The organism is Amycolatopsis sp. cg9, from assembly GCF_041346945.1.
Lineage (GTDB): Bacteria > Actinomycetota > Actinomycetes > Mycobacteriales > Pseudonocardiaceae > Amycolatopsis.
Genome location: NZ_CP166850.1, coordinates 3009752 through 3032038, shown reverse-complemented (window position 1 = coordinate 3032038; position 22287 = coordinate 3009752). Strand labels below are relative to the sequence as shown.

Below are 22287 nucleotides of genomic sequence, written 5' to 3'. Positions count from 1 at the left end.
GACATCAGCCGCGTGTCAACCGAAGTTGACACGCTCAGCGCGAACGCACGGGAGGGGCGACGTACAGTCGGGTGATGCCCGAGATCGCGATCGCCGAGCGGGCCGGGGTGGGCGCCGACGGCCACCCACGCCCCACCGAGGACCACGTCGTCGTGCTGGACAACGCGGTGCTGGTCCTCGACGGCGCCACTTCATCGGACCCCGCCCAGCCACCCGGCGGCTGGTACGCCGAGCGCCTCGCCCGGCACCTCGGCGACGCCCTCCGCGCTGCCCCCGAAGCCGATCTGGCCGAGGCGCTGACCCGCGCGATCGCCGAGGTCACCGCCGAAAACCGGCTGGAACCGCGGCACTCGCCGTCCAGCACGGTCGCGGCCGTGCGGTGGCTCGAAGACCGCGTCGACGCGCTGGTGCTGGCCGACAGCCCGGTGGCCGGGTTCGGCGGCTTCGGCGTCGACGTCGTCTCCGACGACCGGCTCGCCCGGCTGCGGCGGCGCGGCCTGCTCCAGACCGGCGCCGACGTCCGCCGCCGCCGCAACGCCCACGACGGGTTCTGGGTCGCCGAAGCCGAGCCGGGCGCCGCCGCGCACGCTGTCCGCCGCAGCTGGCCGCGGGCCGACGTCGAAGCCGTGCTGCTCGCCAGCGACGGCGTGTCCATCGGCATCGACCAGTACGAGCTGTTCGACTGGCGCGAAGTCCTCGCGATCGCCCGCGCGGACGGTCCCGACGCCGTGCTGGACGCCGTCCGGACCGCGGAGAAGCAGGACCCGGACGGCGAGCGCTGGCCGCGGCCAAAACGCCACGACGACCAGGCGCTCGTCCTCGTCGACTTCGCATCCGGGGGAATTCAGGGTCTTCCCTGATCACGCGCGTGCCGTTCTCCGAGAACCTGGACGGCATGGGGACGGAACAGGGGAAGCGCACGAGACCGTGGCGGCTCGTCGCGCTGGGCGCGATCGGGTGGGGGCTCTTCACCGCGGTGGTGCTGCACATCATCAGCTCGCACGACCCGGTGTACGACACGCTGTCCAGCTACACGGTGACCGACCGGGGCGAAGGCATGCTCGCGGCGAGCGTGCTGTCGCTGGCCATCGGGTCGCTCGCGGTGCTCGGCGCGCTGCAGGTCGCCGGGGTCCCGCTGTCGCGGACGACCCGGCTGCTGCTCGCGTTGTGGGCGCTCGGCATGGCCGCGGCCGCGATCTTCCCGGCCAGCTACCCCGCGGCGCCGGACCCGGTGAGCGGTGAAATCCACCTGTACGCGTGCCTGGTCGCGTTCTGCAGCCTGCCCGGCGCCGCGATTTCGCTGCTGGAACCGCTGAAGGGGCACCCGGAACGCGTCGCGCTGGTCCGGGCGATCCGGGTCACCGCCGCGGCTTTCGCGCTCTTCGCGCTGAGCTTCGTCTTCGTGCGGCTGAGCGAGGCCGGCGTCGAGCCGTTCGGCGTGGTCTCCGACGTCGTCCCGATCGGCGTCACGCAGCGGCTGCTGCTGCTCGCCGACGTCGCCCTGCTGCTGACGCTGCTGCGGCTGGCGACCCGGCTCGAATCAGCCTTCGACGGCCGCGGCGAATTCGGGCGCGTAGCCGTACAGGCCGGGCATGCCGCCGGTGTGCAGGAACACCACGTGGTCGTCCGGGGCGAAGTGGCCCGCCCATTCGACCAGCGCGGCGGCCACCTTGCCGGTGTAGACCGGATCGAGCACGACCCCCTCGGTGCGGCCGAAAAGCCGTAGCGCGTGCCAGACCGCGTCGGTCGGGATGCCGTAGCCGGGGCCGAGCGTGGAGTCGCCCAGCCGGACGTGGCCGAACGACGGCGGTTCGACGCCGAGCAGCTTGGCCGCGCCGGCGGTGAGCTCGCGCAGGTTTTCGGTGGCTTCGTCGAGCGGGTGGCTGACGCAGGCGACGCCGACGCCCAGGTTCCCGAGGAACGCGGTGGCCAGCACCACCCCGGCCGCGGTCCCGCCGCTGGCGTGCGGGACGACGAGGTGGGCCCGCTCGACCCCGCGGTCCTCGAGCTGGTGGGCCAGCTCGAGGGTGGCGCGGACGTAGCCGAGCGCGCCGAGGTCGTTCGAGCCGCCGACCGGGATCGTCGCGACCTTCCGGCCCTCGGCGGCGGCTTCGGCGACCAGCCGGTCGTAGACGCGGCCGGTTTCTTCGCCGTCGGCGCAAACGTGGACGGTCGCGCCGAAGAGCTTGTCGAGCGGGACGTTGCCGCCGCGTTCGTAGGCGTCGCCGTCGCGCGGGACCTTCGCGGTGAGCACGAGTTCGCAGCGCAGGCCGAGCTTCGCGCACGCGGCGGCGGTCTGGCGGCCGTGGTTGGTCTGGAGCGCGCCGAAGGTGATCACGGTGTCGGCGCCCGCTTCGAGCGCGGCGCCGAGGTGGTATTCGAGCTTGCGGAGCTTGTTGCCGCCGGCGCCGAGCGGGTGGACGTCGTCCCGCTTGAGCCAAAGGTTCCGCAGGCCGAGTGCTTCGCCGAGCCGGGGCGCTTCGTGCAGCGGCGTCGGCCAGCCGCCGAGGTCGGCCCGAGGGATCGCGTCGAGTGCGGCGGCGGGGAATCCGGCGAAGTCGAACGTCATCCGCCCACTCTAAAGCGCCCCAATGTGGCGTTCGGTGCGTCCAACGCACCCAATGTGGCGTTCGGTGCGTCAGACGCAACCAACGCCACATTGGGGCGCTCGGGAGTAGCCGGAAACCGTCGGTATCCGGTAACGTTCGTTCGAACGAACGAGAGTGCCCGGGAGGTGCCATGACCGCGACCAGCCTGGACTTCACCGGTCTCGCGGAGCAGGCCGCACAGCTCGCCGCCGGGGAGGTCACCTCGGCCGAGCTGACCGCGACCGCGCTCGGGCGCGCGCACGCCAGCCAGCCGACCCTCAACGCCTTCCGGCACCTGCGCGACAGCGAAGCCCACGCCGAGGCCGCCGAAGCGGACCGACGCCTGCGGGCCGGCGAGCGCGCGCCACTGCTCGGGGTGCCGATCGCGATCAAGGACGACGTCGACCTCACCGGACTGCCCACGTCGTTCGGCTGCGCCGGCGAATTCCCGTGCGCGACCACCGACGCGCCCGCGGTCGCGCTGCTGCGCGAAGCCGGCGCCGTCATCATCGGCAAGACCAACACCCCCGAGCTGGGCCAGTGGCCGTTCACCGAGGGCCCGGCCTTCGGCGCGACGCGCAACCCGTGGCACCCCGGCCACACCCCAGGGGGTTCTTCAGGCGGGAGCGCGGCCGCGGTGGCGTCGGGGGCCATCGCGGCCGCGCTCGGTTCCGACGGCGCCGGGTCGGTGCGCATCCCGGCCGCGTGGACCGGGCTCGTCGGCATCAAGACCCAGCGCGGCCGGATCCCGACCGACGGCGAGCTGTTCCACGGCCTGACCGTGCTCGGCCCGCTCGCCCGCACGGTCGGCGACGCCGCGCTGCTGCTGGACGCCGCGGCCGGCACCGGCACCACGTTCCGGAGCGCCGCGGCCCGCGAGCCCGGCCGGCTGCGGATCGGGCTGTCGACGCGGATCCCGTTCACCGCCACCAAGACCCGGCTCGACCCGGTCGTCGACGCCGCGGTCCGGCGGCTGGCCGAGTCGCTGGCCGGGCTGGGGCACGAGATCGTCGAAGTCGAACCGGACTACGGGCTCATCGGCCTGACGTTCCTCCCCCGCTCGCTCACCGGCGTCCGCGACTGGACGCTGCGGGTGCCCGACCGCGCCGGGCTCGACCCGCGCACGCGCAGCAACGCCGGCCACGGCCGCCTGCTGGCCGGTCCCGCGCTGCGGCTGGCCCGCGCGCTCGAGCCGGGACTGCACCGCCGGATCGGCTCGGTCTTCGGCCGCGTCGACGTGCTGCTGACCCCGACCACCGCGACCCCGCCGCCGCCGATCGGGACGTTCGACGGGCTGTCCGGCTGGGAGACCGACCAGGCCATGATCGCCGCCTGCCCGTACGCTTGGCCGTGGAACGTGCTGGGCTGGCCGGGGGTCAACGTCCCGGCCGGGCTGACGGCGGGCGGGCTGCCACTGGGCGCGCAGCTGCTCGGCCCCTCGCACGCCGAGGAGCGGCTGATCTCCCTCGCCGCGCAACTGGAAGAGGTCGAACGGTGGCCGGAGCGGCATCCCGAGACAAGCTGGTAAGCACCCGGGAAGCCATCCTGCGCGGCGCGCTGACGGTCGTCGGCGAGCACGGGGTCGGCGGGCTGACGAACCGCCGGATCGTGGCCGCCGCCGGCGTCTCGCTCGGCACGCTCACCTACCACTTCCCGAGCCAGACGGCGTTGCTGCGCGAGGCGATGCTGCTGTTCGTCGAGGAGGAGACGGCGAAGCTCGGCGCGATCGTCGACGGCTACCGCGCGGCCGGGCTGAGCGTGGAGCAGGCGGCGTCGGTGGTCGAGCACGTGATCGCGCAGCTGCCGTTCGGCGCCGACGAGCTGGGCGCGCACGAGCTGTACCTCCAGTCCGCCCGCGATCCCGGCCTGCACGAAGCCTCTTCGCGCTGCTTCGCGGCGTACGACGAACTGGCCGTGACGATCCTGACCGCGCTGGGGGTGCCCGACCCGGCTCGGCTGGCCGGCCCGGTGGTGGCGCTGATCGCCGGGCTCCAGCTGCGCCGCCTGGCGACGGGCGCGACGGACACCCCGGTGGCCGAACCCCTGATGATGCTGCTCCGCGGGGCTTGATGGTCCCGCCGATCGTCCGCGGAACGGCGGCGTGGAAGTACTTCGGCGACTTCCGCGACGCGCTCCTGGCGGGTCAGGTGCTGGTGCTGCAGGTGGCGCACCCGGTCGTCGCGGCGGGGGTGCGCGACCACTCGGACTACACGTCGGACCCGTGGACGCGGCTGATGCGGACGGGCGCGTCGCTGTCGATCTACGTCTACGGCGGGGTTTCCGGCGCGCGCGTGGAGGCGGCGCGGCTGCGTGCGCTGCACCGCGCGTTCACGGGGTCCCTTTCGGACGGTCGCCGGTACAGCGCGCTGGATCCGCTCGCGTACGCCTGGGTGCACGCGACTCTGGTGATGGTTCCGGTTGACGCGCAACGCTTTTTCGGCCGCCCACTGTCCACTTCGGAGCTTGACGAGTACTACGCGCAGATGTGCGGCATCGGCCGGCTGCTCGGGGTGCGGGAGCGCGATCTGCCGCCGGACTGGGCGGCGTTTTCCCGCTACTACGACGAGATGGTGGCGGGGTTCGCCGGGAACGAGGCGATCGACCAGCTCTTCGAGACGATCGAGACGGTCCGGAAGCCGGTCGGGTGGCTCCCGGACCGGTGCTGGCTCCCGCTGCGGCGGGCGCAGGCGCGGGGGCAGCTGTTCCTGATCCGGGCCACGCTGCCGCCCGCGCTCCGGGACCGGCTCGGTCTTGAGTGGACTGCCCGTGACCAGCGCCGTTTCGACCGCTTCGCGCGGGCCGTGCGGGCGGTCTCGGCCCCGCTCCCGCCCGGCCTGCGGACGGTGCACATGCGCTGGATCGGCAAGCTGAACGTCTGGTTCCGCGCCCACCCGAGCGTGTACCGCCGCCTGGTGGGCGGCAACGGCCCCGGCGCAACCCCCTGACGCGCGGCGGCACTTTCATAGGGAAAGTTCCACTCATCCCCGCCGGCCGCCGGCGCACGCGGACCGGGCGCGGCGGCACTTTCATAGGGAAAGTGCCGGTCAGTCCTCGCGGCCGCTGACCCGCGCGTAGTGCGCCCGGGCCTTCGCCCGGTTCCCGCACCGCGACATCGAGCACCACTGCCGGTTCCGCCGCGGCGAAGCGTCGCAAAACCGCAGCCCGCAATCGTCCGCCGCGCAGACGCGCACCTCCGCATCGCTCGTCGCCAGGTCGATCGCATCCGCCGCCAGGGCCGCGAAGGCCGCTGCCACCGGGTCCTTCGGGGCCGGCACCTCGCGCCGCAGCACCCCGTCCGCCAACGCCAGGCGCGGTGGCGGGGCCGGTGCCGAGGCCGCCGCGTTGTTCACCAGCTCGACGTCCATCTCCGAAGGCGCCTCGGCCGGGAGCAGCACCCGGTCGACCGCCTCCCGCAGCGCCTTCGCGGCCAGCACGTTCCCGGCCGTCACCGGGACCGGCCCCGCCGTGAAACCCGCCAGTGACAGCCATTCCGCCAGCGCGCCGGGCCCGGTCAGCAGCTCCACACCGCCCTCGTGCCGGCTGCGCAGCGTGTTGACGAGGTCGAGGCACGGCCGCCCGCCGTCGAAGACCCATTCCATGCCGCCGATTCTAACCCTTGAATACAGTTAGAAGCAGCGCTACCGTCTAACCCCATGAACCGGTTAGAGAACATGGCGACCGTCGGCGGGCTGAAGATGCACTACCTCCGGGCCGGCGACGGTCCGCCGCTGTTCCTCCTCCACGGCTGGCCGCAGACGTCGCACTGCTGGCGGAAGGTCATCGAGCCGCTCGCCGGGACGCACACCGTCATCGCGCCCGACCTCCGCGGCTACGGCCGCACCGACAAACCGCGGACCGGCTACGACAAGCGCACCATGGCCGCCGACGTCGCCGCGCTCGCGACGCACCTCGGCTTCGAGCGCGTCGCCGTCGCCGGGCACGACCGCGGCGGCCGCGTCGCCCACCGCTGGGCGCTGGACCGCCCGGACCAGGTCACCCGGATCGCCGTCCTCGACATCGCCCCCACCCGCGCGATGTGGCAGCGCCTCGACGCCGGCGTCGCCAAGGCCTACTGGCACTGGCTCTTCCACCTCCAGCCCGACCTGCCGGAGCTCCTCGCCGGCCGGGACATCGCCGGCTACCTCGGCTACTTCTTCGAGCGCTGGACCCACCAGCGCCACGCGCTCGACGCCGAAGCGCAGGCCGAGTACGTCCGCGCGTTCTCCCAGCCGGGCGCGCTCCGGGCCGGCTTCGACGACTACCGCGCCTCCTTCCCGGACGACGCCGAGCTCGACGACGCCGACTTCGACGCCGGGAAGCGCGTCACCCAGCCGCTCCTCGCGCTGTGGGGCGCGAACGGCCTGCTCGGCACCCTCCCCACCCTCGAGATCTGGCGGGAGTACGCACCCGGCGCCACCGGCACCGCGCTCGCCGGCTGCGGCCACTTCCTCCCCGAGGAACAACCCGATGAAGTGGTGTCCCACCTGCGGGACTTCCTCGACCCCTGAGACCACCGGGGGTGCCGGTCCCCCGCACTGGGGACCGGAGTTCCCTCGCCGCCGTGACGCCCGCCACCGGCCACCGTCGCTAGGTTCGGACCACGATGGGGAGCAAATCGAAAGCGGCACTGCTGATGCTGCTGGCCGTGCTGGGGATCGCGGCCGGCGGCGGGACCGCGCACGCCGACGGCGCGCCGAGCGGCACCGACGTCCAGGTCGCGCAGACGCTCGGCGCACGCGAGCTGACCGTGATCATCCGCCGGGTCGACACGACGCCGTCGCCGCTGCGGGTCGACGTCGTGACGCACCAGGGCACCGCGCCGGGCACGCTGCGCCTCGGCGTCGCGGCCGACGGGATCACCAGGGCGCAGACCGACGTCGTCCTCGGCGCCGAACCCGGGGTGTACGCGGGAAATCTGCAAGTCGACAAGCCGGGACCGTGGGAGCTGTCGCTGAGCGACGGCACCGGCCCGCCCGCGACCATCCCGTTCATCGTGCCGGCCCGCGTGGTGCCGCCATGGGAAAAGGCGACCTACGGCGGGTTCGTCGCCGCGGGCGCGTTCCTGCTGCTCGCCCTGGTCGTCGGGGTCCGGGCGAAACGCACGGCCTACGCGCTCATCCCGGCGGGCGGGGTGGTCGCCGCGATCGCCGTGGCCGTCACCGGCGCGCTGCTGTCGGCGAACACTCCCCCGCCGCCCGCGGCCGGCAGCCAGCTGGACCCGACCTTCGACAACGTCACGGACCCGTACGCCGGCGCGCAGTCGTCCACAGTGGACTACTCACGGCCCCCGGTGAACCTCGCCGTGGCCGCCCTGCGGGACGAGCTGAAGCTGCGGCTCACCGACGGCGCCACCGGCCGGCCGGTGGACGACCTGCTGGTGCACGACAACGCGCTCGTGCACCTGGTGCTCGTCTCGCCGTCCGGGCGGCTGAGCCACCTGCACCCGGTGCGCGTCGGCCCGGGCGACTACCGCGTCCGCGTCGCCGATCCCGAAGCGGGCACGTACGCCGTGGCCGCGGAACTCGCCCGGCGCGGCGGTGGCGTCCAGCTCGTCCGGTCCACTGTGGACATGAAGGGCACCGCGGCCCCCGCGCCCGAACCGCCGGGGCCCGGACCGCGCACGGTCGACGGCACCCCGGTCGAGCTGACCGTCAGCCCGGGGACACCGACCACGATCACCGCGCGCTTCCCCGCCCAGGACCTCCAGCCGTGGCTGGGCATGCTCGGCCACCTGATCGTCACCGGGCCGTTCACCGGGCCCGCCGGAGAAGGCGCCGCGAAGGCACCGACGTGGGCGCACGTCCACGCGATGATCCCGCCGGTCGCCGGCCGGCTCGACCGCCCCGACGAGACCGTGGCCGCGTACGGCCCGGACGTCGGCTTCACCTACACCTTCGCCACGCCCGGCCGGTACCGGATCTGGCTGCAGGCCGAGCGCGGCTACCACGTGCTGACCGTCCCCGCCGTGGTGGACGTCCCGACGACAGGAGCCGGCCGATGAAACGCCCGACAGTGCTGATCGCCGCGGTCGCCGTCGTCGCCGCGGGCCTGCTCGCGTGGCTGCTGTGGCCGGGCGGTGGCGCGAAACCCACCACGCAGCAAGCGGTTTCGGGGCCCTACACCGTCCAGTTCTCCGCGGACCGGCCGCGCATCGGCGGCAACACGTTCGCGGTGGCGGTGACCGGGCCGGCGCCCGAGGCCGTCACGGTCGCGCCGGTGATGGCGCAGATGGGGCACGCGCTCGCGCCGGTGCCCGCCGGACCGGACGGGCCCGGCCGCTTCCGCGCCGCGGACGTCGGGCTGCCGATGGCCGGGCAGTGGGAGATCACCGTCTCGCTGCGGGGGCCGGGCGGCGCCGCTCAAGTCGTCTTTCCGTTGCTCGTCAACTAAAGGAGGGTCGGGGGAATGGATCTCACCGCATCCGGCGTCCGAACGGCGTCGGTCGCGAAACCGGCGCGAACGGGGTTGCTGCCGGCGAACGTCGTGCTCGGCGGGTCGTTGCTGTCGCTGGTCGGGCTGACCTGGGACATCCAGTGGCACAGCGACGTCGGGCCGGACACGTTCTTCACGCTGCCGCACCTGTTCCTGTACGCGGGCAGCGCGGTCGTCGGCCTGGCGAGCCTCGCCGTCGTGCTGCTGACGACGGCGGCGCGCCGCGCGGGCCGCCCGGTCGACCCGCGGATCGGCGGGCGCGTGGTCAACGTGTTCGGCCGGACGTTCGCCGCGCCGCTCGGCTACCTCGTCTCGGGGGTCGGCGCGGCCACGTTCCTGCTGTACGGCCTGTGGGACCAGTGGTGGCACGGGCTCTACGGCTTCGACGCGGTCATCGACTCGCCGCCGCACATCGGGTTGCTGCTGTCGATCACGGTTTCACTGATCGGCACGACCGCGGTGTTCGCCGCGGCGCGGGAGCACCGCTGGGGCCGGCTCGGCACGCTGGGGTCGCTGACCGTGCTGCTGACGTTCGCGCCGGTGCTGGCGCTCGGGCTGCAGCAGGTGCCGGACGACTACGCCGACGCCGTGTCGATCGGCCAGTCGATGATGGCGGTGCTGCTGGTCGCGGTCGGCGCGGGGTTCTTCCGCCGTCCCGGCGGGGCGGTCGGCACCGCGGCGATGGTCGCGGCCGTGCAGGCGGTCTTCTGGTGGTTCTCGCCGTGGGCGGCGCAGGCCTACGCCGAAATGGTCGGGCTGCCGATGCGCGACGCGATCTCCGGGGTGCCGGAGATGCCGTCGCTGACGCCGATGGCCCTGCTGCCGGTGGCCGCGCTGATGGAGCTGGGCTACCTGGCCGGCCGGCGCCGCGGGTGGCGTCCCGGGCGCGTTTCGGTGGTCGTCGGCGGGATCTCCGGGCTGCTGATCGGCTTGAGCCTGCCCGTGCAGCGGGTCCTGCTCTACACCGGCGCGCACCTGCCGCCGGCCTGGTACTTGACGACGACCGCCGTGCTCAGCGCGGCGCTGGGGCTGCTCGGCGGGTTCGCCGGGTGGCGGTTCGGCGGGATGCTCTGCCTGCTGGCGCCCGCGAAGAAGGGGGAAACCGCTGATGCGTAAGGCACTCCTGGCCCTGGCCGCCGTCGCCGGGCTGCTGTTCGCGACCGCGGCGCCGGCGAACGCCTACGAGCCGGTCAACATCGTGCACACCGAACGGGTGCAGGCCGGGCCGTACGGGCTGACGGTCGGGTTCAGCACCTGGCCGCTGAAGGCCATGCAGTCGCTGGACTTCACGTTCATCCCCGACGGCGGGATCGACGGGAAGTCCGGCACGCTCACGATGGTCAACCCGGAGGGCGGGCAGAACCGGAAGCAGCCGCTGGTCCGGCACCCGCGCAAGCTCGAGGTCTGGGGCCTGGACGTCCGGTCGATGCCGCGGCCGGGGGCGTGGACGTTCCGCTTCACCGTCAACGGTCCCGCCGGGTCCGGCACCGGCGAGCTGCGCGCGCTGCCGGTGCTGGAACAGCCGGGGCCGCCGATGGGGCTGAGCTGGGCGATCAGCACGCTGCCGCTGATCGGGCTGGTGGTGCTGGTCGTGGTGGCGTGGCGCCGCACCCGGAGCCGGTTGCGGGGCGGGGAGCTTCCGGCAATCGGGTGAGATTTCGCCCACATTCCGCGGTCGCGCGTATCCGGACCGCCGCGAAGGCCTCCTTCACCGCAGAGGACGGGGAAGGGGGCCTTCGCCATTCGAGCACTCGAGCGGGTGATCATGATCACCCGCGCAGGGGAGGGGTCAGGCCGGCAGGTCGAACTGCCCGGCCTTGACGGCGATCAGGAACGCTTCCCACTCGGCGGTGTCGAACACGAAGACGGGGCTGGTCGGGAGCTTGGTGTCCCGGACGCCGATCAGGCCTTCGCTGCCCAGGTTGACCTCGACGCAGCTGCCGCCGTTGGGCTCGCTCGCGAAAGACTTCTCCCAAGCGGCCTCTTCGAACAGGGTCACGGCCGTGTTCGGATCGTAATCCGCGAACGACGGATAATCCGCCATGGGTCGTACCTCCGAGGGTCGATGGGGGGTGCGGCCGCGACCTGGTCGAAAGCACGCGTTCCCGGCTACTCAGTGTCTCAATGGCCTAGGCCGCAGGGCCAAGCGGGTGATCAACTAGCTTCGGCCTCGACATGAAGATTATTCCAGGAGTAGGATTAATCGCATCGGCCGGGGCGTCGGCGTCGGTGAACGACTGCCTGCGCGCGGCGGGCGGTCCCCACGCGGCGCCGAAGTGGCCGAAACCGAAGAACCAAGCCACCGCAGGAACCTCATGGGGGAGGATCAGCGTGATCGTCGAGGACAGCGCACCACCGGGTGTGCTCGTCGTGGGCAGGCTCGCCAAAGGCACCGCCGGCGAGGCCCGCCGGGTGGTCCACGTCTTCGGCCTGGACGCCGCAGCGGCCGGTACCGAGCTGGTCCGAACCAGATGCGGGGAAGCGCTTTCCCGGCAAGACGTCGAATGGCTGGCCCCCGGGGCCGGCATGCCGTGTGAACCCTGTCTCGGACTGACCGGCGGCGAGCCCGCCCGGGCACCGCGACGAGAGCTGGGGGTGTAGACGATGGCCGTCCGAATGAACTCGCTCTTCCGCCGCGAAGACGAAGAGCACCGTGGCCGCCGCGGGATCGGCGACGAGCTCCGCAACCGCTTCGGCTTCAGCCTGATCCAGGCACCACTGCGCAAGACCACCACGTGGGCGACCGACCAGGACCTCCCGCTGCAGCGCTACTCCGACGGGGTCCGCACCACGCGGCCGCTGGAGGCGTCGATCGACCTGTCGCCCCTGCTGCGCGGCCGCATCGGCTCCCGCGCCTGACTGCCGCACCACCACGAAAGAGCCCCGGTTCCGCTGGAACCGGGGCTCTCGCACGTTCGGACCTCGAAGCCGGCGCGGGCTACGGTTTCCGCAGCAGCAAGCGGCCCTGGCGGAAGGGGCGCTCGTTTTCGGTGTGCTCGCGGTGCATCCGCCCCACTTCGACGAGGCCCGCCGCGGCACCCAGCGCGGCCAGGTCGTCCAGCGGCCAGCGGTACGCCGTGGTGACCTTGTGGTCGAACGTCGTCACCTCGCCGCCGCCGGCTTCGAAGCAGCCGAGCAGCAGGACCCCGCCCGGCGCCAGTGTGCGGGCGAACTCCGCGAAGCAGCCCGGCAGTTCCGCCGGTGGCGTGTGGATCACCGAGTACCACGTCAGGATCCCGGCGAGCGCGCCGTCGACGATGTCCAGGGCTGCCATCGAACCCACGTCGAAACGCAGGTCCGGGTGCGCGGCGCGGGCCAGCTCGACCATCGCCGGGGACAGGTCGACGCCGGCCGCGTCGAGCCCCAGTGACCGCAGGTGCGCGGTGAGGTGGCCCGGCCCGCAGCCCAGGTCGGCGACCGGGCCGCGGCCGCGCACGTAGTCCGCGAACGCCGTCCACGCCGCCCGGTCCAGCGGGTCGGCGTCCCAGATCGGGCCGACGAACTCCGCGTACTGGGCGGCGACCGCGTCGTAGGGGGTGACCGTCACCGCTTGCGGCCGAGGCCGCAGAGGTGGCCGACGAACGACGGGTCGTTCGCGAGCTTCTTGGTGGCCCTGGACTCGATCTCCTCCGGGTGCCACTCCGGCAGGTAGACGATGCCGGGCTCGACCAGTTCGAGGCCGTCGAAGAACGACGTGAACTCCTCGCGCGTCCGCAGGTGCAGCGGCGTGCTCGACCGGTTGTACTGCTTCATGATCGACTCGCGGCTGTCGGAGTCGGCCATCTCCTCGAGACCGTCGCTCGTCAGGTGCGAGGACAGGAAGTACGAGCCGGACGGCAGCAGCGACTGGTACTTCCGGATGGTCTGGGCCACCGGCTCGTCCGGGCCGAGGAAGTACAGGACGCCGACGATGATCAGGCCGATCGGGCGGTTCGGGTCGAGGACGCCGGTGTCGAGCGCGCGCTTCCAGATGTCGGCCGGGTCGCGCAGGTCGCCCTGCAGCACCGCGTGCCGGTCCGCGACGCCTTCGCGCTCCAGCAGGATCTGGGAGTGGGCCACCGCGACCGGCTCGTTGTCGACGTACACGCAGCGCGCGTTCGGGTTGACCTCCGCCGCGACCTCGTGGACGTTGCCGACCGTCGGGACGCCCGACCCGAGGTCGAGGAACTGGTCGATGCCGTTGCGCGCCAGGTACCGGACGCCGCGGCCGAGGAAGTCGCGCCCGGCGCGGGCGACGGTCTTGATCATCGGGAACGTCTTGACGGCCTGTTCGCCGAACTGCCGGTCGATGGCCCAGTTGGCGGTGCCGCCGAGGAACCAGTCGTAGATGCGGGCCGCGTTCGGCCGCTCCAGGTCGACGCCTTCGGGGGCCTCGGGATCCTGCGTCGTCATGCGAACCGTCCTTCACGCTTGCGGCCGACACCGCCGACCACGCTCGCGAGGGGGACCGTGGCGGCGCCGGGCTCGGGGCGCCACTCTCCCACAGGCACGATCCCGGGCTCGACGACGTCGAAGTTACCGAAGAACGCGGCGATCTCGTCGAGCGACCGGGAAACCGCCGGGGAGCTCGACTGTTCGGACAGCTTCACGAGCCGCCGGATCTGCGCCAGCTCCTCCCCTTCGACGCCGGATTCGGTCGCGTGCGAGAGCACGTACGCCGATCCGGGCGCCAGCAGCGTCCGGTAGTCGCGGACGGCTTCGCGGACACCGGTGACGTCCGGCAGGAAGTGCAGCACGGCCACGCTGAGCAGGCACATCGGCTGGTCCGGGTCGAGCACCCCGGTCGCCAGCGCGGCTTCCCACACCTCTTCGGCGTCGCGCAGGTCGGCGTGCAGCACGGCGTGACGGTCGGGGTCGCCGGTCTCCTCCAGCAGGATCCGCCCGTGCGCGACGGCGACGGGCTCGTTGTCGACGTAGACGCACCGGCTGTCGTCGGCGTGGTCGTCGGCGACCTCGTGCACGTTGCCCGCCGTCGGGATGCCGGAGCCGAGGTCGAGGAACTGCGTGATGCCTTCGGCCAGGCAGTAGCGGACGGCGCGGCCGAGGAAGTCGCGGTTGCTCCGCGCGAGGGTCTTGGCCAGCGGGAACGCCTGCACCGCCTGCTCGCCGTACTGCCGGTCGATCGCCCAGTTCGCGGTGCCGCCGAGCGCCCAGTCGTAGATCCTCGCCACGTTCGGCCGGTCGAGGTCGACGGCGTCGGGGAGGAAGTCGGGGTCCACGATGTCCACTTCCGGTGGATTCCAGCGCAACAGAAAGACTCTACCGAAAGTTGTTCACCGGACTCGATACCTCAGGCGTCCGTTCGCCCTATTGGATCTGCTGCATCTGCGCGCGGTAACCCTCCGCAAGCTCCTTGAGGAACTGCCGGGTCTCCTGCCGCTCCAGCGCGGCGCCGCGCAGCCGGTCCCACGAGTCGACGAAGATGTTGAAGTCCTTGACGTCGTCGAGGTACAGACCACCGGCGGAGTGCTCGATGTAGACGAAGTCCCGGGTGCGGTCCGGGAAGCGCATGATCGTGAAGTCGTTGGGCACCGCGGCCAGGCGCGCGCCGAAGGGCAGCACGTGCACGTACACCCGCGGGTGCCGCTCCAGCGAGAGCAGGTGCTCGACCTGGTCCAGCATCACGGCGGGCGCGTAGCCGCCGGGCGCCCGGCGCAGCGCGCCTTCGCTGATGATGAACCGGTAGTAGGGCGGCTGCTGCTGTTCGAACACGGCCTTGCGGTCGAGGCGGTTGCGCACCAGCGACGTCACGTCGGTGGCGCCGGCCTCGGTGAACTGCTTGAGCATGTAGTGCTCGGACTGCAGCGGACCGGGGATGCGCTCGCCGTGCCAGGTGAGGATCTCCGCGGCCGCGGGTTCCAGGTCGGTGAAGGTGCGGAACCAGTGCGGCACCACCGAGCGGTAGCCGGACCAGTGGCCGCGCTGCCCGGCGGCGGCCCGCGCCAGGTTCATCAGCGTGTCGGCCTCTTCGCCGTTGATCCCGAACGCGTTCAGCATCGATCGCACATCCCCGAGCTTCACCCCGACGGCACCGGACTCGATCTTGTTGACCTTGCCCTGGGTGCAGCCGAGGACCTCGGCGACCTGCTGCTGTGTCATCCGCGCCGCGGTGCGGGCATGCCGGAGCTCGTTCCCGAGCTGCTTCCGGCGCGAGGTGACGGTGCTGGCCATCGCCCTGCTCTCCCGGACCACTACCAAGCGACGGCGGCCTCCCGGTCGCCGTCGCACGCGAACTATCGAACCCACCCAGGTTAGTGCTTCACCTTGCGGATCTCGATGATGACATCGCGCAGCGTTCCAGGAAACGCCGCAGATTGCCAGTCACCTGCGCTATCACTCGGCTGGACCAGTGAAATTCCTAATTATTCGGCCAACCGGCGGAGCCCGGACTGGGGCATAGTGAGCGCCGTGACCGATCGCTCGCCCTCCGCCGCCACCGTCACCCGACTGGCCGACCAGGTCCACGGCTACGTCCAGCCCGACGGCTCCTGGTACATCAACAACTGCGGGTTCGTCGACGCCGGCGACCACACCGTCCTCATCGACACCTGCTCGACCGAGCGCCGCACGCGCGCGCTGCTCGCCGCGGTCGACGCCACCACCGGCAGCCCGGTCACGACGCTGGTCAACACCCACCACCACGGCGACCACACCAACGGCAACTACCTGGTCAAGACCGCGACCGTGGTCGGCCACCGCAAGACCCGCGAGCTGCTGGTCGCCGAGGGCATCCAGACGTTCGACGGCATCTTCGTCGGCAGCGACTGGGGCGAGCTCGAGTCGCGGCCGCCGGAGGTCGTGTTCGACGACCGGCTGACCGTGCACGCCGGCGGCACGACCCTCGAGCTGATCCACCCCGGCCACGCCGCCCACACGACCAACGACGTCCTGGTCTGGCTGCCGGAGCAGCGCGTGCTCTATGCCGGTGACCTGGTGTTCAACGGTGGCAGCCCGTTCGCGCTGATGGGCTCGGTGGCCGGCTGGCGCCAGGCGCTGGACGTGATCCGGGAGCTGGACCCGGCGGTGATCCTGCCCGGGCACGGGCCGGCCTGCGGGCTCGACGTCGTCGACACCGTGGACGCCTACCTGGAGTTCGTCCAGCGGACGGCCGAGCGCGGGAAGGCGGCCGGGCTGTCCCCGCTGGAAGTGGCGAAGGACACCGACCTGGGTGATTTCGCGGCGATGAGCGAACAGGAGCGGCTGCCGGGCAACCTCCACCGGGCGTACGCCGAGCTGGACGGCGCCGAATGGGGTGCGCAGATCGATCTCGCGGCCGCGGTCATGGACATGGTGGCGATCAACCGGGGCCCCATCCGCTGCTTCTCCTGAACTGCGTGAGCCGCGGCGCCGTACCTCCCATGAGGCCTCGATCCGGCTAGGGTCTGAATCGAGAGAGTCGTTGGAAGGATGCGGATGAGCAAGAAGGCGAGCATCGGGGTCACCGGCCTGGCGGTCATGGGCCGCAACCTGGCCCGCAACCTGGCCCGGCACGGGCACACGGTGGCCCTGCACAACCGGTCCGAGGAGCGGACCCGCGCACTGGTGGAGCAGTTCGGTGACGAAGGCGACTTCATCCCGGCGTACTCCGCGCAGCAGTTCGTCGACGCGCTGGAGCGGCCCCGCCAGGTCGTGATCATGGTCAAGGCGGGCGGTCCGACGGACGCCGTCATCGAGGAGTTCGCGCCGCTGCTCGAAGAGGGCGACGTGATCATCGACGCCGGCAACGCGCACTTCGCCGACACGCGCCGCCGCGAGAAGGCGCTGCGCGAGCGCGGGCTGCACTTCGTCGGCAGCGGCGTCTCCGGTGGCGAGGAGGGCGCGCTGCACGGGCCGAGCATCATGCCCGGCGGGTCGAAGGAGTCGTACGAGTCGCTCGGCCCGCTGTTCGAGGACATCTCGGCCAAGGTCGACGGCGAGCCGTGCTGCACGCACATCGGCGCGGACGGTGCCGGCCACTTCGTCAAGATGGTGCACAACGGCATCGAGTACGCCGACATGCAGCTTATCGCGGAGTCGTTCGACCTGCTGCGGCACGCGGGCGGCTACTCCCCCGCCGAGATCGCCGACGTCTTCCGCACGTGGAACACCGGCCGGCTCGACTCGTACCTGATCGAGATCACCGCCGAGGTGCTGGCGCACGTCGACGGCGCGTCCGGCAAGCCGTTCGTGGACATCGTCGAGGACGCCGCCGAGCAGAAGGGCACCGGTCGCTGGACCGTGCAGATCGGCCTCGACCTCGGGGTCCCGATCTCGGGCATCGCCGAAGCCGTCTTCGCGCGTTCGCTGTCCGGCTCGAAGCCGCTGCGCGCGGCGGCCCGCGGCCTCGGCGGCCCGACGGCGTCGCCGCTCTCCGGCTCGGCGCTCGACCGCTTCGCCGACGACGTCGAGCAGGCGCTGTACGCGTCGAAGGTCGTCGCGTACGCGCAGGGCTTCAACCAGATCCAGGCCGGCGCGACCGAGTACGGCTGGGACATCGACCTCGGCAAGGTCGCCTCGATCTGGCGCGGCGGCTGCATCATCCGCGCGAAGTTCCTCAACGACATCACCTCGGCCTACGCCGAGGAGCCGCAGCTGCCGACGCTGCTGACGTCGGGCGGCTTCCGCAAGGCGGTCGAGGACGCGCAAGACTCGTGGCGTTCGGTGATCTCGACGGCGGTCAAGCTCGGCATCCCGACGCCGGGCTTCTCGACGGCGCTGGCGTACTACGACGGCCTCCGCGCCGACCGCCTCCCGGCCGCTCTCGTGCAGGGCCAGCGCGACTTCTTCGGTGCGCACACCTACCGCCGCGTGGACCGCGAAGGCTCGTTCCACACGGCTTGGGCCGCCGACGGCCGCCCGGAGTCCGACGCCTGATCCGGTGCTGCTCTGATCGGGAAAACCCCCTGGTCCATCCCGATCAGAGCAGCGTCACCAGCACCAGCGCGAGGAGCGCGGCGGCCAGGAGGAGTCTCACTGCCCGCGGGCGGCGAGGATCTCCGCCAGCACCTCCTGGATCTTCGCCTCGGCCTTGTCCTTCTTGACGCCGAGGCCGTCGAGCACCTCGAAGCCGGCTCCCTCACGCTGTTCCAGCAGCGCCAGCAGCATGTGCTCGGTGCCGATGTAGTTGTGCCCGAGCCGCAGCCCCTCGCGCATGGTCAGCTCGAGGGTTTTCTTGGCGGCACCCGAGAACGGCACCGGGTTCGGCGCGGGGTCGGCCCGCTCCGGCAGCCGCGCCTCGGCCGCCTCCCGCACCGCGTCGAGCGTGACCCCCTGGGCCACGATCGCGCCGGCGGCGAGCGCCGCGGGCTCGGTCAGCAGGCCTAGCACGACGTGCACGGTGTCGATCTCCGGGCTGCCGTGCTCGACCGCCGCCTTCTGGGCCTCGACCACGACGTGGCGGGCCCGGTCGGTGTAGCGGCCGTAGACGCGTTCGATCGAGCCGGACGGGTCGCCGCCCGGGTCCACCTTCGGCACGAACCGCTTCTGGGCGGCCTGCTTGGTGACGCCCATGCTGGCGCCGATGTCGGTCCAGGACGCGCCGGAGCGCCGGGCCTGGTCGACGAAGTGGCCGATCAGGTGGTCGGCCACCTCGCCGAGGTGCTGGCCGACGTAGACCGCGTCGGTCAGCTGGGCGAGGGCGTCCTTGTCGTTGTTGCTCTTGATCGCGCTGATGAGGTCGTCGAGTTTGACGTTGGCAGGAAGGTCCATGCGTCAACTGTAGGTTGACGCAAGCGTCGCGTCAACCTCGGGTTGACGTGGCCCTCACGTGTGCCTTCAAGTCGAACTCGCTCCCCTCGAGGTCCGCGTACCGCGGGTGCGGGTCGGCGGTGAACAGCCGGCGCGCCGCGATGTGGTCGGCGGGCCGGTTCACCGACTCCACCGCGATCAGGACGTCGTCGCGGAAGGACAGCACCGAGAACTTGCCCGCGGCCCGGTCGCCCGCCACCACCGTCTTGTCCGCGCCGGACAGGATGCCCGCGATCTGCAGCTTCGCGCCCGACTGGTCGGTCCAGAACCACGGCAGGCTCGCGTACGGCTCGGGGGTTCCGGTGATCGCCGCGGCCACGCTCCTGGCCTGGTCGACGGCGTTCTGCACGGACTCCAGCCGGGTCGCCGCGCCCGCCTGCACGCACGGGAAGTTCGCGCAGTCGCCGATGGCGAAGATCTTTTCGTCGGCCGTCCGCAGGTGCGCGTCGACGACCACGCCGTTGTCGACCGGCAGCCCGGCGCCGGCCGCGAGCGTCGTCTCCGGCACCACGCCGACGGCGACGACGACCAGGTCGGCGGGCAGCCGGGTGCCGTCGGACAGCTCGACCTCGCGCACCCGCGAGTCGCCGTGCAGCGCCGAAACCCCCTGGCCGAGCAGCACCGTGTGCCCGGCTTCGCGGTGCAACGCGGCGAAGTAGGCGGAGATCTCCGGCGTCGCGACCCGGTTGAGCAGCCGGTCCTGCGCCTCGACGATCGTCACCGGACGGCCGGCGTGCGAAGCGAACTCGAGCCCGATGAAGCCACCGCCGACCACGACGACGTCGCGGGCCGCCACCAGGGACTCGCGCAGCCGGTCGGCGTCGTCGCGGGTGCGCAGGGTCAGCACGCCCGGCAGGTCCGCGCCGGGCACGGGCAGCGTGCGGTTGCGGGCGCCGGTGGCCAGGACGAGGTGGTCGTAGCCCAGTTCGCGGCCGTCTTCGAGCCGCACCAGCGAAGCCTCGCGGTCGATCGCGGCGACCCGCCCGGCGACCAGTTCGATGTCCTTCTCGGCGAAGAAGTCCGCACCGCGCAGGTGCAGCTGGTCGAGCCCGGCGGTCCCGGCCAGGTAGGCCTTCGACAGCGGCGGCCGCTGGTACGGCACGCCCGGCTCGTCCCCGACGAGCACGACCCGGCCGTCGAAGCCCCGGTCCCGCAGCGACGCGACGGCCTGGAACCCGCTTTGCCCCGCCCCGACGACGAGAACCGTGTTCTGTGCACCCATGCCCGCCATCCGATCACAAGAGGCTCAACCCGTCGAGGAGCCGCCGCTCGACCGCAGGGCCCGCGGCGCCCCGAGCACCCGTGAGATCCCCCGCGCCGCGGCCCGGACGGCCGGGACCAGCGTCCGCGGGTCCGTGCCCTCGGCGGGGACGACCACGGAGATCGCCGCCGCCACTTCGTCGGTGGCGTCGTAGACCGGGGCCGCCACGGACAACGAGATCAGCTCGACCTGGCCGTCGCTGATCGCGTAGCCGTCGCGCCGGACGTCGGCGAGCACGCGCCGCAGCTGCCCGGCCGAGGCGATCGTCTTGGGCGTGAACGCCTTGAGCGGTCCGGCCAGGACCTCCTCCTGCGCCTCGGCGGGCGCGTGCGCGAGCAGCACCTGCCCGACCCCGGTGGCGTGCGCGGGCAGGCGGCCGCCCACCCGCGTCAGGACGTTGACCGCGCCGCGGCCGGAGATCCGCTCGACGTAGACGACCTCGGCCCCGTCGAGCACGGCGAGCTGCACGTTCTGGTGCGTGGCCTCGTAGAGGTCCTCCAGGAACGGCATCGCGCTTTCCCGCAGCTCGGCACCGTGCGGCGCGAGCGACGCGACCTCCCACAGCCACAGCCCGACGCGGTACACGCCCGCTTCGTCGCGGACGAGCGCCCCGCGCCGGGTCAGCTCGCCGGCCAGCCGGTGCGTGGTCGACAGCGGCAGCCCGACGCGGCGGCTGAGCTCGGACAGCGTCAGTCGCGGCCGCTCGGCGGTGAAGGCACCGAGCAGGTCGAGGACGCGGTCCACGACCGACGTCGGCCGCCGCGCGCTGTGGCGCACGTCAGAGGTCGTCGTCGGGCAGGAGCGGGCGCATGAACGACCGCCGGTACCGCACCACGCAGCCGCTTTCGTCGCGGATCTTGTCGGCCTCGATGAAGTCCGGGTCGACGCCGAACAGCGTCCGGTAGCGCTCGTAGGCGGCGAGGCTCTCGAAGCTGAACAGCGCCCTGGCTTCGTCGCTCGCCCCTTCCGACGGCAGGAAGTAGCCGTGGTGGACGCCGCCTTCGCGCTGCACCAGCCGCATCCACGCGGCGGCGAAGCGTTCGAAGTCGGCGAGCTTCGCGGGGTCGATGACGTAGTCGACGACGCACGTGATCATCAGTGGCCGCCCCAGACCCGGTCGGCCGTGGCCACGATCAGCTCCAGCTTCCGCAGCTGGTCGTCCGCGGTGAGGTCGTTGCCCTCTTCGGTCGAGGAGAACCCGCACTGCGGCGACAGGCACAGCTGGTCGACGTCGACGTACCGGGACGCCTCTTCGATGCGCCGCACCAGGACGTCGGCGTCCTCCAGCTCCGGCCGCTTCGTCGTGACCAGGCCGAGGACGACCTTCTTGTCCTTGGGCACGAACCGAAGCGGTTCGAAGCCGCCGGAGCGTTCGTCGTCGAACTCCAGGAAGAACCCGTCGACGGCCAGGTCGCCGAAGAGCGCTTCCGCGACGAACTCGTAGCTGCCGGACGCGACCCACGAGGACCGGAAGTTGCCGCGGCACAGGTGGGTCGTCACGGTCAGGTCCTCGGGCCGGTCGGCCAGCGCCGCGTTCATCGTCGCGATGTTGCGCAGGTGCTGGGTGTCCGGGTCGCCGCCCATCCGCGCGACGAGCTCCCGCTGCGCCGGGTCGTTGAGGTAGGCGAGGCTGGTGTCGTCGAGCTGGAGGTACCGGCAGCCGAGGCCGTGCACCGCGGAGACCTGCGCCGCGTACGCCGCGCCCAGGTCGGCGAAGAACTCTTCGAGGTCCGGGTAAACGCTCTCACTGACCGCCGCCCGGCCGCCGCGGTAGTAGACCATGCTCGGCGACGGGATGGTCAGCTTCGGCGTCACGCCTTCGTCCACATGGGACTTCAGGAATTCGAAGTGCGGGGCGAAGATCGGTTCGTCGAGCCGCACCTTGCCGTCGACCTGCAGGCCCGGCGGGCTGAACTCGAGGTCGCCGGCCAGGTTGTGGAACTTGACGTGCAGCCGCTCGTCGCTCTTCGAGACACCGCCCAGCGCGTAGATGAAGTCCATGTGCCACGAGGAGCGCCGGAATTCGCCGTCGGTGGCGGAACTCAGCCCGGCCGCCTTCTGCATCTTGATCACGTCGCGGATCGCGTCGTCCTCGACCGCGCGGAGCTGCTCCGCGCCGATCTCACCGGATTCGTGCCGCCGCCGCGCGTCACGCAGTACCGGGGGCCGCAGCAGGCTCCCGACGTGATCGGCGCGGAACGGCGGGCCCACCTGGGGAATACCGCCCGAAGTCATGCACCGATGGTCACACATCCGGGACCGTTCCGCCGCCCCCGGAAA

General features: G+C 72.2%; 25 protein-coding genes and 1 pseudogene. 14 read left to right on the top strand and 12 right to left on the bottom strand.

Annotation, left to right across the window (positions count from 1 at the left end; all coding sequences use genetic code 11):
- Positions 1-74 precede the first annotated feature (74 nt).
- Together AB5J73_RS14470 and AB5J73_RS14465 are read left to right on the top strand one after the other, a co-directional pair.
- Positions 75-860, top strand: a complete 786-nt coding sequence (locus AB5J73_RS14470) for a protein phosphatase 2C domain-containing protein (protein WP_370970227.1) — start codon at positions 75-77, stop codon at positions 858-860.
- Positions 861-895: 35 nt separating this feature from the next.
- Positions 896-1459 (top strand): annotated as a pseudogene (locus AB5J73_RS14465) (DUF998 domain-containing protein); the annotation flags it as partial.
- An 81-nt stretch (positions 1460-1540) separates the two neighbouring features.
- Here the strand turns inward: AB5J73_RS14465 and AB5J73_RS14460 are convergent.
- A complete protein-coding gene (locus tag AB5J73_RS14460; protein ID WP_370970226.1) occupies positions 1541-2569 on the bottom strand; it encodes a D-cysteine desulfhydrase family protein in 1029 nt (342 codons plus the stop codon).
- Between the two features lie 170 nt (positions 2570-2739).
- Between AB5J73_RS14460 and AB5J73_RS14455 the strand changes: the two genes are divergently transcribed.
- Genes AB5J73_RS14455 through AB5J73_RS14445 form a run of 3 tightly spaced genes read left to right on the top strand, consistent with a single transcriptional unit; the run spans position 2740 to position 5533 of the window.
- Positions 2740-4116, top strand: a complete 1377-nt coding sequence (locus tag AB5J73_RS14455) for an amidase (protein ID WP_370970225.1) — start codon at positions 2740-2742, stop codon at positions 4114-4116.
- Positions 4083-4658: a TetR/AcrR family transcriptional regulator gene (locus AB5J73_RS14450; protein WP_370970224.1), complete on the top strand. Its 576-nt coding sequence runs from the start codon at positions 4083-4085 to the stop codon at positions 4656-4658. The genes AB5J73_RS14455 and AB5J73_RS14450 overlap by 34 nt, the downstream gene beginning before the upstream one ends.
- Positions 4658-5533, top strand: coding sequence for an oxygenase MpaB family protein (locus AB5J73_RS14445; RefSeq protein ID WP_370970223.1), 876 nt, complete (start codon positions 4658-4660; stop codon positions 5531-5533). Before AB5J73_RS14450 ends, AB5J73_RS14445 begins: the two co-directional genes overlap by 1 nt.
- Before the next feature lie 99 nt (positions 5534-5632).
- Here AB5J73_RS14445 and AB5J73_RS14440 read toward each other — a convergent pair whose 3' ends face one another.
- Positions 5633-6187 carry an ABATE domain-containing protein gene (locus AB5J73_RS14440; RefSeq protein WP_370970222.1) on the bottom strand — a complete coding sequence of 185 codons (555 nt, stop codon included), beginning with the start codon at positions 6185-6187 and terminating at the stop codon, positions 5633-5635.
- Between the two features lie 54 nt (positions 6188-6241).
- On the opposite strand from AB5J73_RS14440, the gene AB5J73_RS14435 reads away from it, so the two are divergent.
- The 5 genes from AB5J73_RS14435 to AB5J73_RS14415 all read left to right on the top strand — a co-directional run bounded on the left by AB5J73_RS14435 (position 6242) and on the right by AB5J73_RS14415 (position 10674).
- Entirely contained in the window at positions 6242-7096 is an 855-nt protein-coding gene (locus tag AB5J73_RS14435) for an alpha/beta fold hydrolase (protein WP_370970221.1), read from the top strand.
- A 95-nt stretch (positions 7097-7191) separates the two neighbouring features.
- On the top strand, positions 7192-8589 hold the full coding sequence (locus AB5J73_RS14430) for a hypothetical protein (RefSeq protein WP_370970220.1): 1398 nt from the start codon (positions 7192-7194) through the stop codon (positions 8587-8589).
- A complete protein-coding gene (locus AB5J73_RS14425) occupies positions 8586-8978 on the top strand; it encodes a FixH family protein (protein ID WP_370970219.1) in 393 nt (130 codons plus the stop codon). Before AB5J73_RS14430 ends, AB5J73_RS14425 begins: the two co-directional genes overlap by 4 nt.
- A gap of 15 nt (positions 8979-8993) precedes the next feature.
- The gene (locus tag AB5J73_RS14420) at positions 8994-10136 is read left to right on the top strand and encodes a hypothetical protein (protein WP_370970218.1); all 1143 of its coding nucleotides are present in this window, start codon (positions 8994-8996) and stop codon (positions 10134-10136) included.
- On the top strand, positions 10129-10674 hold the full coding sequence (locus AB5J73_RS14415) for a hypothetical protein (protein WP_370970217.1): 546 nt from the start codon (positions 10129-10131) through the stop codon (positions 10672-10674). The genes AB5J73_RS14420 and AB5J73_RS14415 overlap by 8 nt, the downstream gene beginning before the upstream one ends.
- 135 nt (positions 10675-10809) lie before the next feature.
- On the opposite strand, the gene AB5J73_RS14410 is transcribed toward AB5J73_RS14415, so the two are convergent.
- Positions 10810-11064, bottom strand: a complete 255-nt coding sequence (locus AB5J73_RS14410) for a DUF397 domain-containing protein (RefSeq protein WP_370970216.1) — start codon at positions 11062-11064, stop codon at positions 10810-10812.
- Between the two features lie 287 nt (positions 11065-11351).
- Between AB5J73_RS14410 and AB5J73_RS14405 the strand changes: the two genes are divergently transcribed.
- Entirely contained in the window at positions 11352-11621 is a 270-nt protein-coding gene (locus AB5J73_RS14405) for a hypothetical protein (RefSeq protein WP_370970215.1), read from the top strand.
- Positions 11622-11624: 3 nt separating this feature from the next.
- Complete coding sequence (locus AB5J73_RS14400) at positions 11625-11879, top strand: hypothetical protein (RefSeq protein WP_370970214.1); 255 nt, start codon at positions 11625-11627, stop codon at positions 11877-11879.
- A gap of 79 nt (positions 11880-11958) precedes the next feature.
- Here AB5J73_RS14400 and AB5J73_RS14395 read toward each other — a convergent pair whose 3' ends face one another.
- The 4 genes from AB5J73_RS14395 to AB5J73_RS14380 all read right to left on the bottom strand — a co-directional run bounded on the left by AB5J73_RS14395 (position 11959) and on the right by AB5J73_RS14380 (position 15191).
- The gene (locus AB5J73_RS14395) at positions 11959-12567 is read right to left on the bottom strand and encodes a trans-aconitate 2-methyltransferase (protein WP_370970213.1); all 609 of its coding nucleotides are present in this window, start codon (positions 12565-12567) and stop codon (positions 11959-11961) included.
- Complete coding sequence (locus tag AB5J73_RS14390; RefSeq protein ID WP_370970212.1) at positions 12564-13412, bottom strand: SAM-dependent methyltransferase; 849 nt, start codon at positions 13410-13412, stop codon at positions 12564-12566. Before AB5J73_RS14390 ends, AB5J73_RS14395 begins: the two co-directional genes overlap by 4 nt.
- The gene (locus AB5J73_RS14385; RefSeq protein ID WP_370973152.1) at positions 13409-14239 is read right to left on the bottom strand and encodes an SAM-dependent methyltransferase; all 831 of its coding nucleotides are present in this window, start codon (positions 14237-14239) and stop codon (positions 13409-13411) included. The genes AB5J73_RS14390 and AB5J73_RS14385 overlap by 4 nt, the downstream gene beginning before the upstream one ends.
- Before the next feature lie 88 nt (positions 14240-14327).
- Positions 14328-15191, bottom strand: coding sequence for a helix-turn-helix transcriptional regulator (locus AB5J73_RS14380; RefSeq protein WP_247015542.1), 864 nt, complete (start codon positions 15189-15191; stop codon positions 14328-14330).
- Positions 15192-15428: 237 nt separating this feature from the next.
- On the opposite strand from AB5J73_RS14380, the gene AB5J73_RS14375 reads away from it, so the two are divergent.
- Together AB5J73_RS14375 and gndA are read left to right on the top strand one after the other, a co-directional pair.
- On the top strand, positions 15429-16349 hold the full coding sequence (locus tag AB5J73_RS14375; protein WP_370970211.1) for an MBL fold metallo-hydrolase: 921 nt from the start codon (positions 15429-15431) through the stop codon (positions 16347-16349).
- An 84-nt stretch (positions 16350-16433) separates the two neighbouring features.
- Positions 16434-17873 (top strand): NADP-dependent phosphogluconate dehydrogenase, encoded by a 1440-nt coding sequence (gndA, locus tag AB5J73_RS14370; protein ID WP_370970210.1) that lies wholly within the window; start codon positions 16434-16436, stop codon positions 17871-17873.
- Between the two features lie 96 nt (positions 17874-17969).
- On the opposite strand, the gene AB5J73_RS14365 is transcribed toward gndA, so the two are convergent.
- From AB5J73_RS14365 to AB5J73_RS14345, 5 genes are read right to left on the bottom strand one after another with little or no spacing between them, the layout of a single operon-like run.
- The gene (locus AB5J73_RS14365) at positions 17970-18707 is read right to left on the bottom strand and encodes a Clp protease N-terminal domain-containing protein (protein WP_370970209.1); all 738 of its coding nucleotides are present in this window, start codon (positions 18705-18707) and stop codon (positions 17970-17972) included.
- Between the two features lie 31 nt (positions 18708-18738).
- Complete coding sequence (locus AB5J73_RS14360; protein ID WP_370970208.1) at positions 18739-19968, bottom strand: NAD(P)/FAD-dependent oxidoreductase; 1230 nt, start codon at positions 19966-19968, stop codon at positions 18739-18741.
- A gap of 24 nt (positions 19969-19992) precedes the next feature.
- The gene (locus AB5J73_RS14355) at positions 19993-20784 is read right to left on the bottom strand and encodes an IclR family transcriptional regulator (RefSeq protein WP_370970207.1); all 792 of its coding nucleotides are present in this window, start codon (positions 20782-20784) and stop codon (positions 19993-19995) included.
- A 1-nt stretch (position 20785) separates the two neighbouring features.
- Complete coding sequence (locus AB5J73_RS14350; RefSeq protein ID WP_370970206.1) at positions 20786-21103, bottom strand: NIPSNAP family protein; 318 nt, start codon at positions 21101-21103, stop codon at positions 20786-20788.
- A complete protein-coding gene (locus AB5J73_RS14345; RefSeq protein ID WP_370970205.1) occupies positions 21103-22242 on the bottom strand; it encodes a 5-methyltetrahydropteroyltriglutamate--homocysteine S-methyltransferase in 1140 nt (379 codons plus the stop codon). The genes AB5J73_RS14350 and AB5J73_RS14345 overlap by 1 nt, the downstream gene beginning before the upstream one ends.
- Positions 22243-22287 lie beyond the last annotated feature (45 nt).

Bases quoted from the DNA above. Each gene is read 5' to 3' on its own strand.
- AB5J73_RS14470 (WP_370970227.1), top strand. From the start codon at position 75: ATGCCCGAGATCGCGATCGCCGAGCGGGCCGGGGTGGGCGCCGACGGC.
- AB5J73_RS14460 (WP_370970226.1), bottom strand. From the start codon at position 2,569: ATGACGTTCGACTTCGCCGGATTCCCCGCCGCCGCACTCGACGCGATC.
- AB5J73_RS14455 (WP_370970225.1), top strand. From the start codon at position 2,740: ATGACCGCGACCAGCCTGGACTTCACCGGTCTCGCGGAGCAGGCCGCA.
- AB5J73_RS14445 (WP_370970223.1), top strand. From the start codon at position 4,658: ATGGTCCCGCCGATCGTCCGCGGAACGGCGGCGTGGAAGTACTTCGGC.
- AB5J73_RS14440 (WP_370970222.1), bottom strand. From the start codon at position 6,187: ATGGAATGGGTCTTCGACGGCGGGCGGCCGTGCCTCGACCTCGTCAAC.
- AB5J73_RS14435 (WP_370970221.1), top strand. From the start codon at position 6,242: ATGAACCGGTTAGAGAACATGGCGACCGTCGGCGGGCTGAAGATGCAC.
- AB5J73_RS14430 (WP_370970220.1), top strand. From the start codon at position 7,192: ATGGGGAGCAAATCGAAAGCGGCACTGCTGATGCTGCTGGCCGTGCTG.
- AB5J73_RS14425 (WP_370970219.1), top strand. From the start codon at position 8,586: ATGAAACGCCCGACAGTGCTGATCGCCGCGGTCGCCGTCGTCGCCGCG.
- AB5J73_RS14420 (WP_370970218.1), top strand. From the start codon at position 8,994: ATGGATCTCACCGCATCCGGCGTCCGAACGGCGTCGGTCGCGAAACCG.
- AB5J73_RS14415 (WP_370970217.1), top strand. From the start codon at position 10,129: ATGCGTAAGGCACTCCTGGCCCTGGCCGCCGTCGCCGGGCTGCTGTTC.
- AB5J73_RS14410 (WP_370970216.1), bottom strand. From the start codon at position 11,064: ATGGCGGATTATCCGTCGTTCGCGGATTACGATCCGAACACGGCCGTG.
- AB5J73_RS14400 (WP_370970214.1), top strand. From the start codon at position 11,625: ATGGCCGTCCGAATGAACTCGCTCTTCCGCCGCGAAGACGAAGAGCAC.
- AB5J73_RS14390 (WP_370970212.1), bottom strand. From the start codon at position 13,412: ATGACGACGCAGGATCCCGAGGCCCCCGAAGGCGTCGACCTGGAGCGG.
- AB5J73_RS14380 (WP_247015542.1), bottom strand. From the start codon at position 15,191: ATGGCCAGCACCGTCACCTCGCGCCGGAAGCAGCTCGGGAACGAGCTC.
- gndA (WP_370970210.1), top strand. From the start codon at position 16,434: ATGAGCAAGAAGGCGAGCATCGGGGTCACCGGCCTGGCGGTCATGGGC.
- AB5J73_RS14365 (WP_370970209.1), bottom strand. From the start codon at position 18,707: ATGGACCTTCCTGCCAACGTCAAACTCGACGACCTCATCAGCGCGATC.
- AB5J73_RS14360 (WP_370970208.1), bottom strand. From the start codon at position 19,968: ATGGGTGCACAGAACACGGTTCTCGTCGTCGGGGCGGGGCAAAGCGGG.
- AB5J73_RS14350 (WP_370970206.1), bottom strand. From the start codon at position 21,103: ATGATCACGTGCGTCGTCGACTACGTCATCGACCCCGCGAAGCTCGCC.
- AB5J73_RS14345 (WP_370970205.1), bottom strand. From the start codon at position 22,242: ATGACTTCGGGCGGTATTCCCCAGGTGGGCCCGCCGTTCCGCGCCGAT.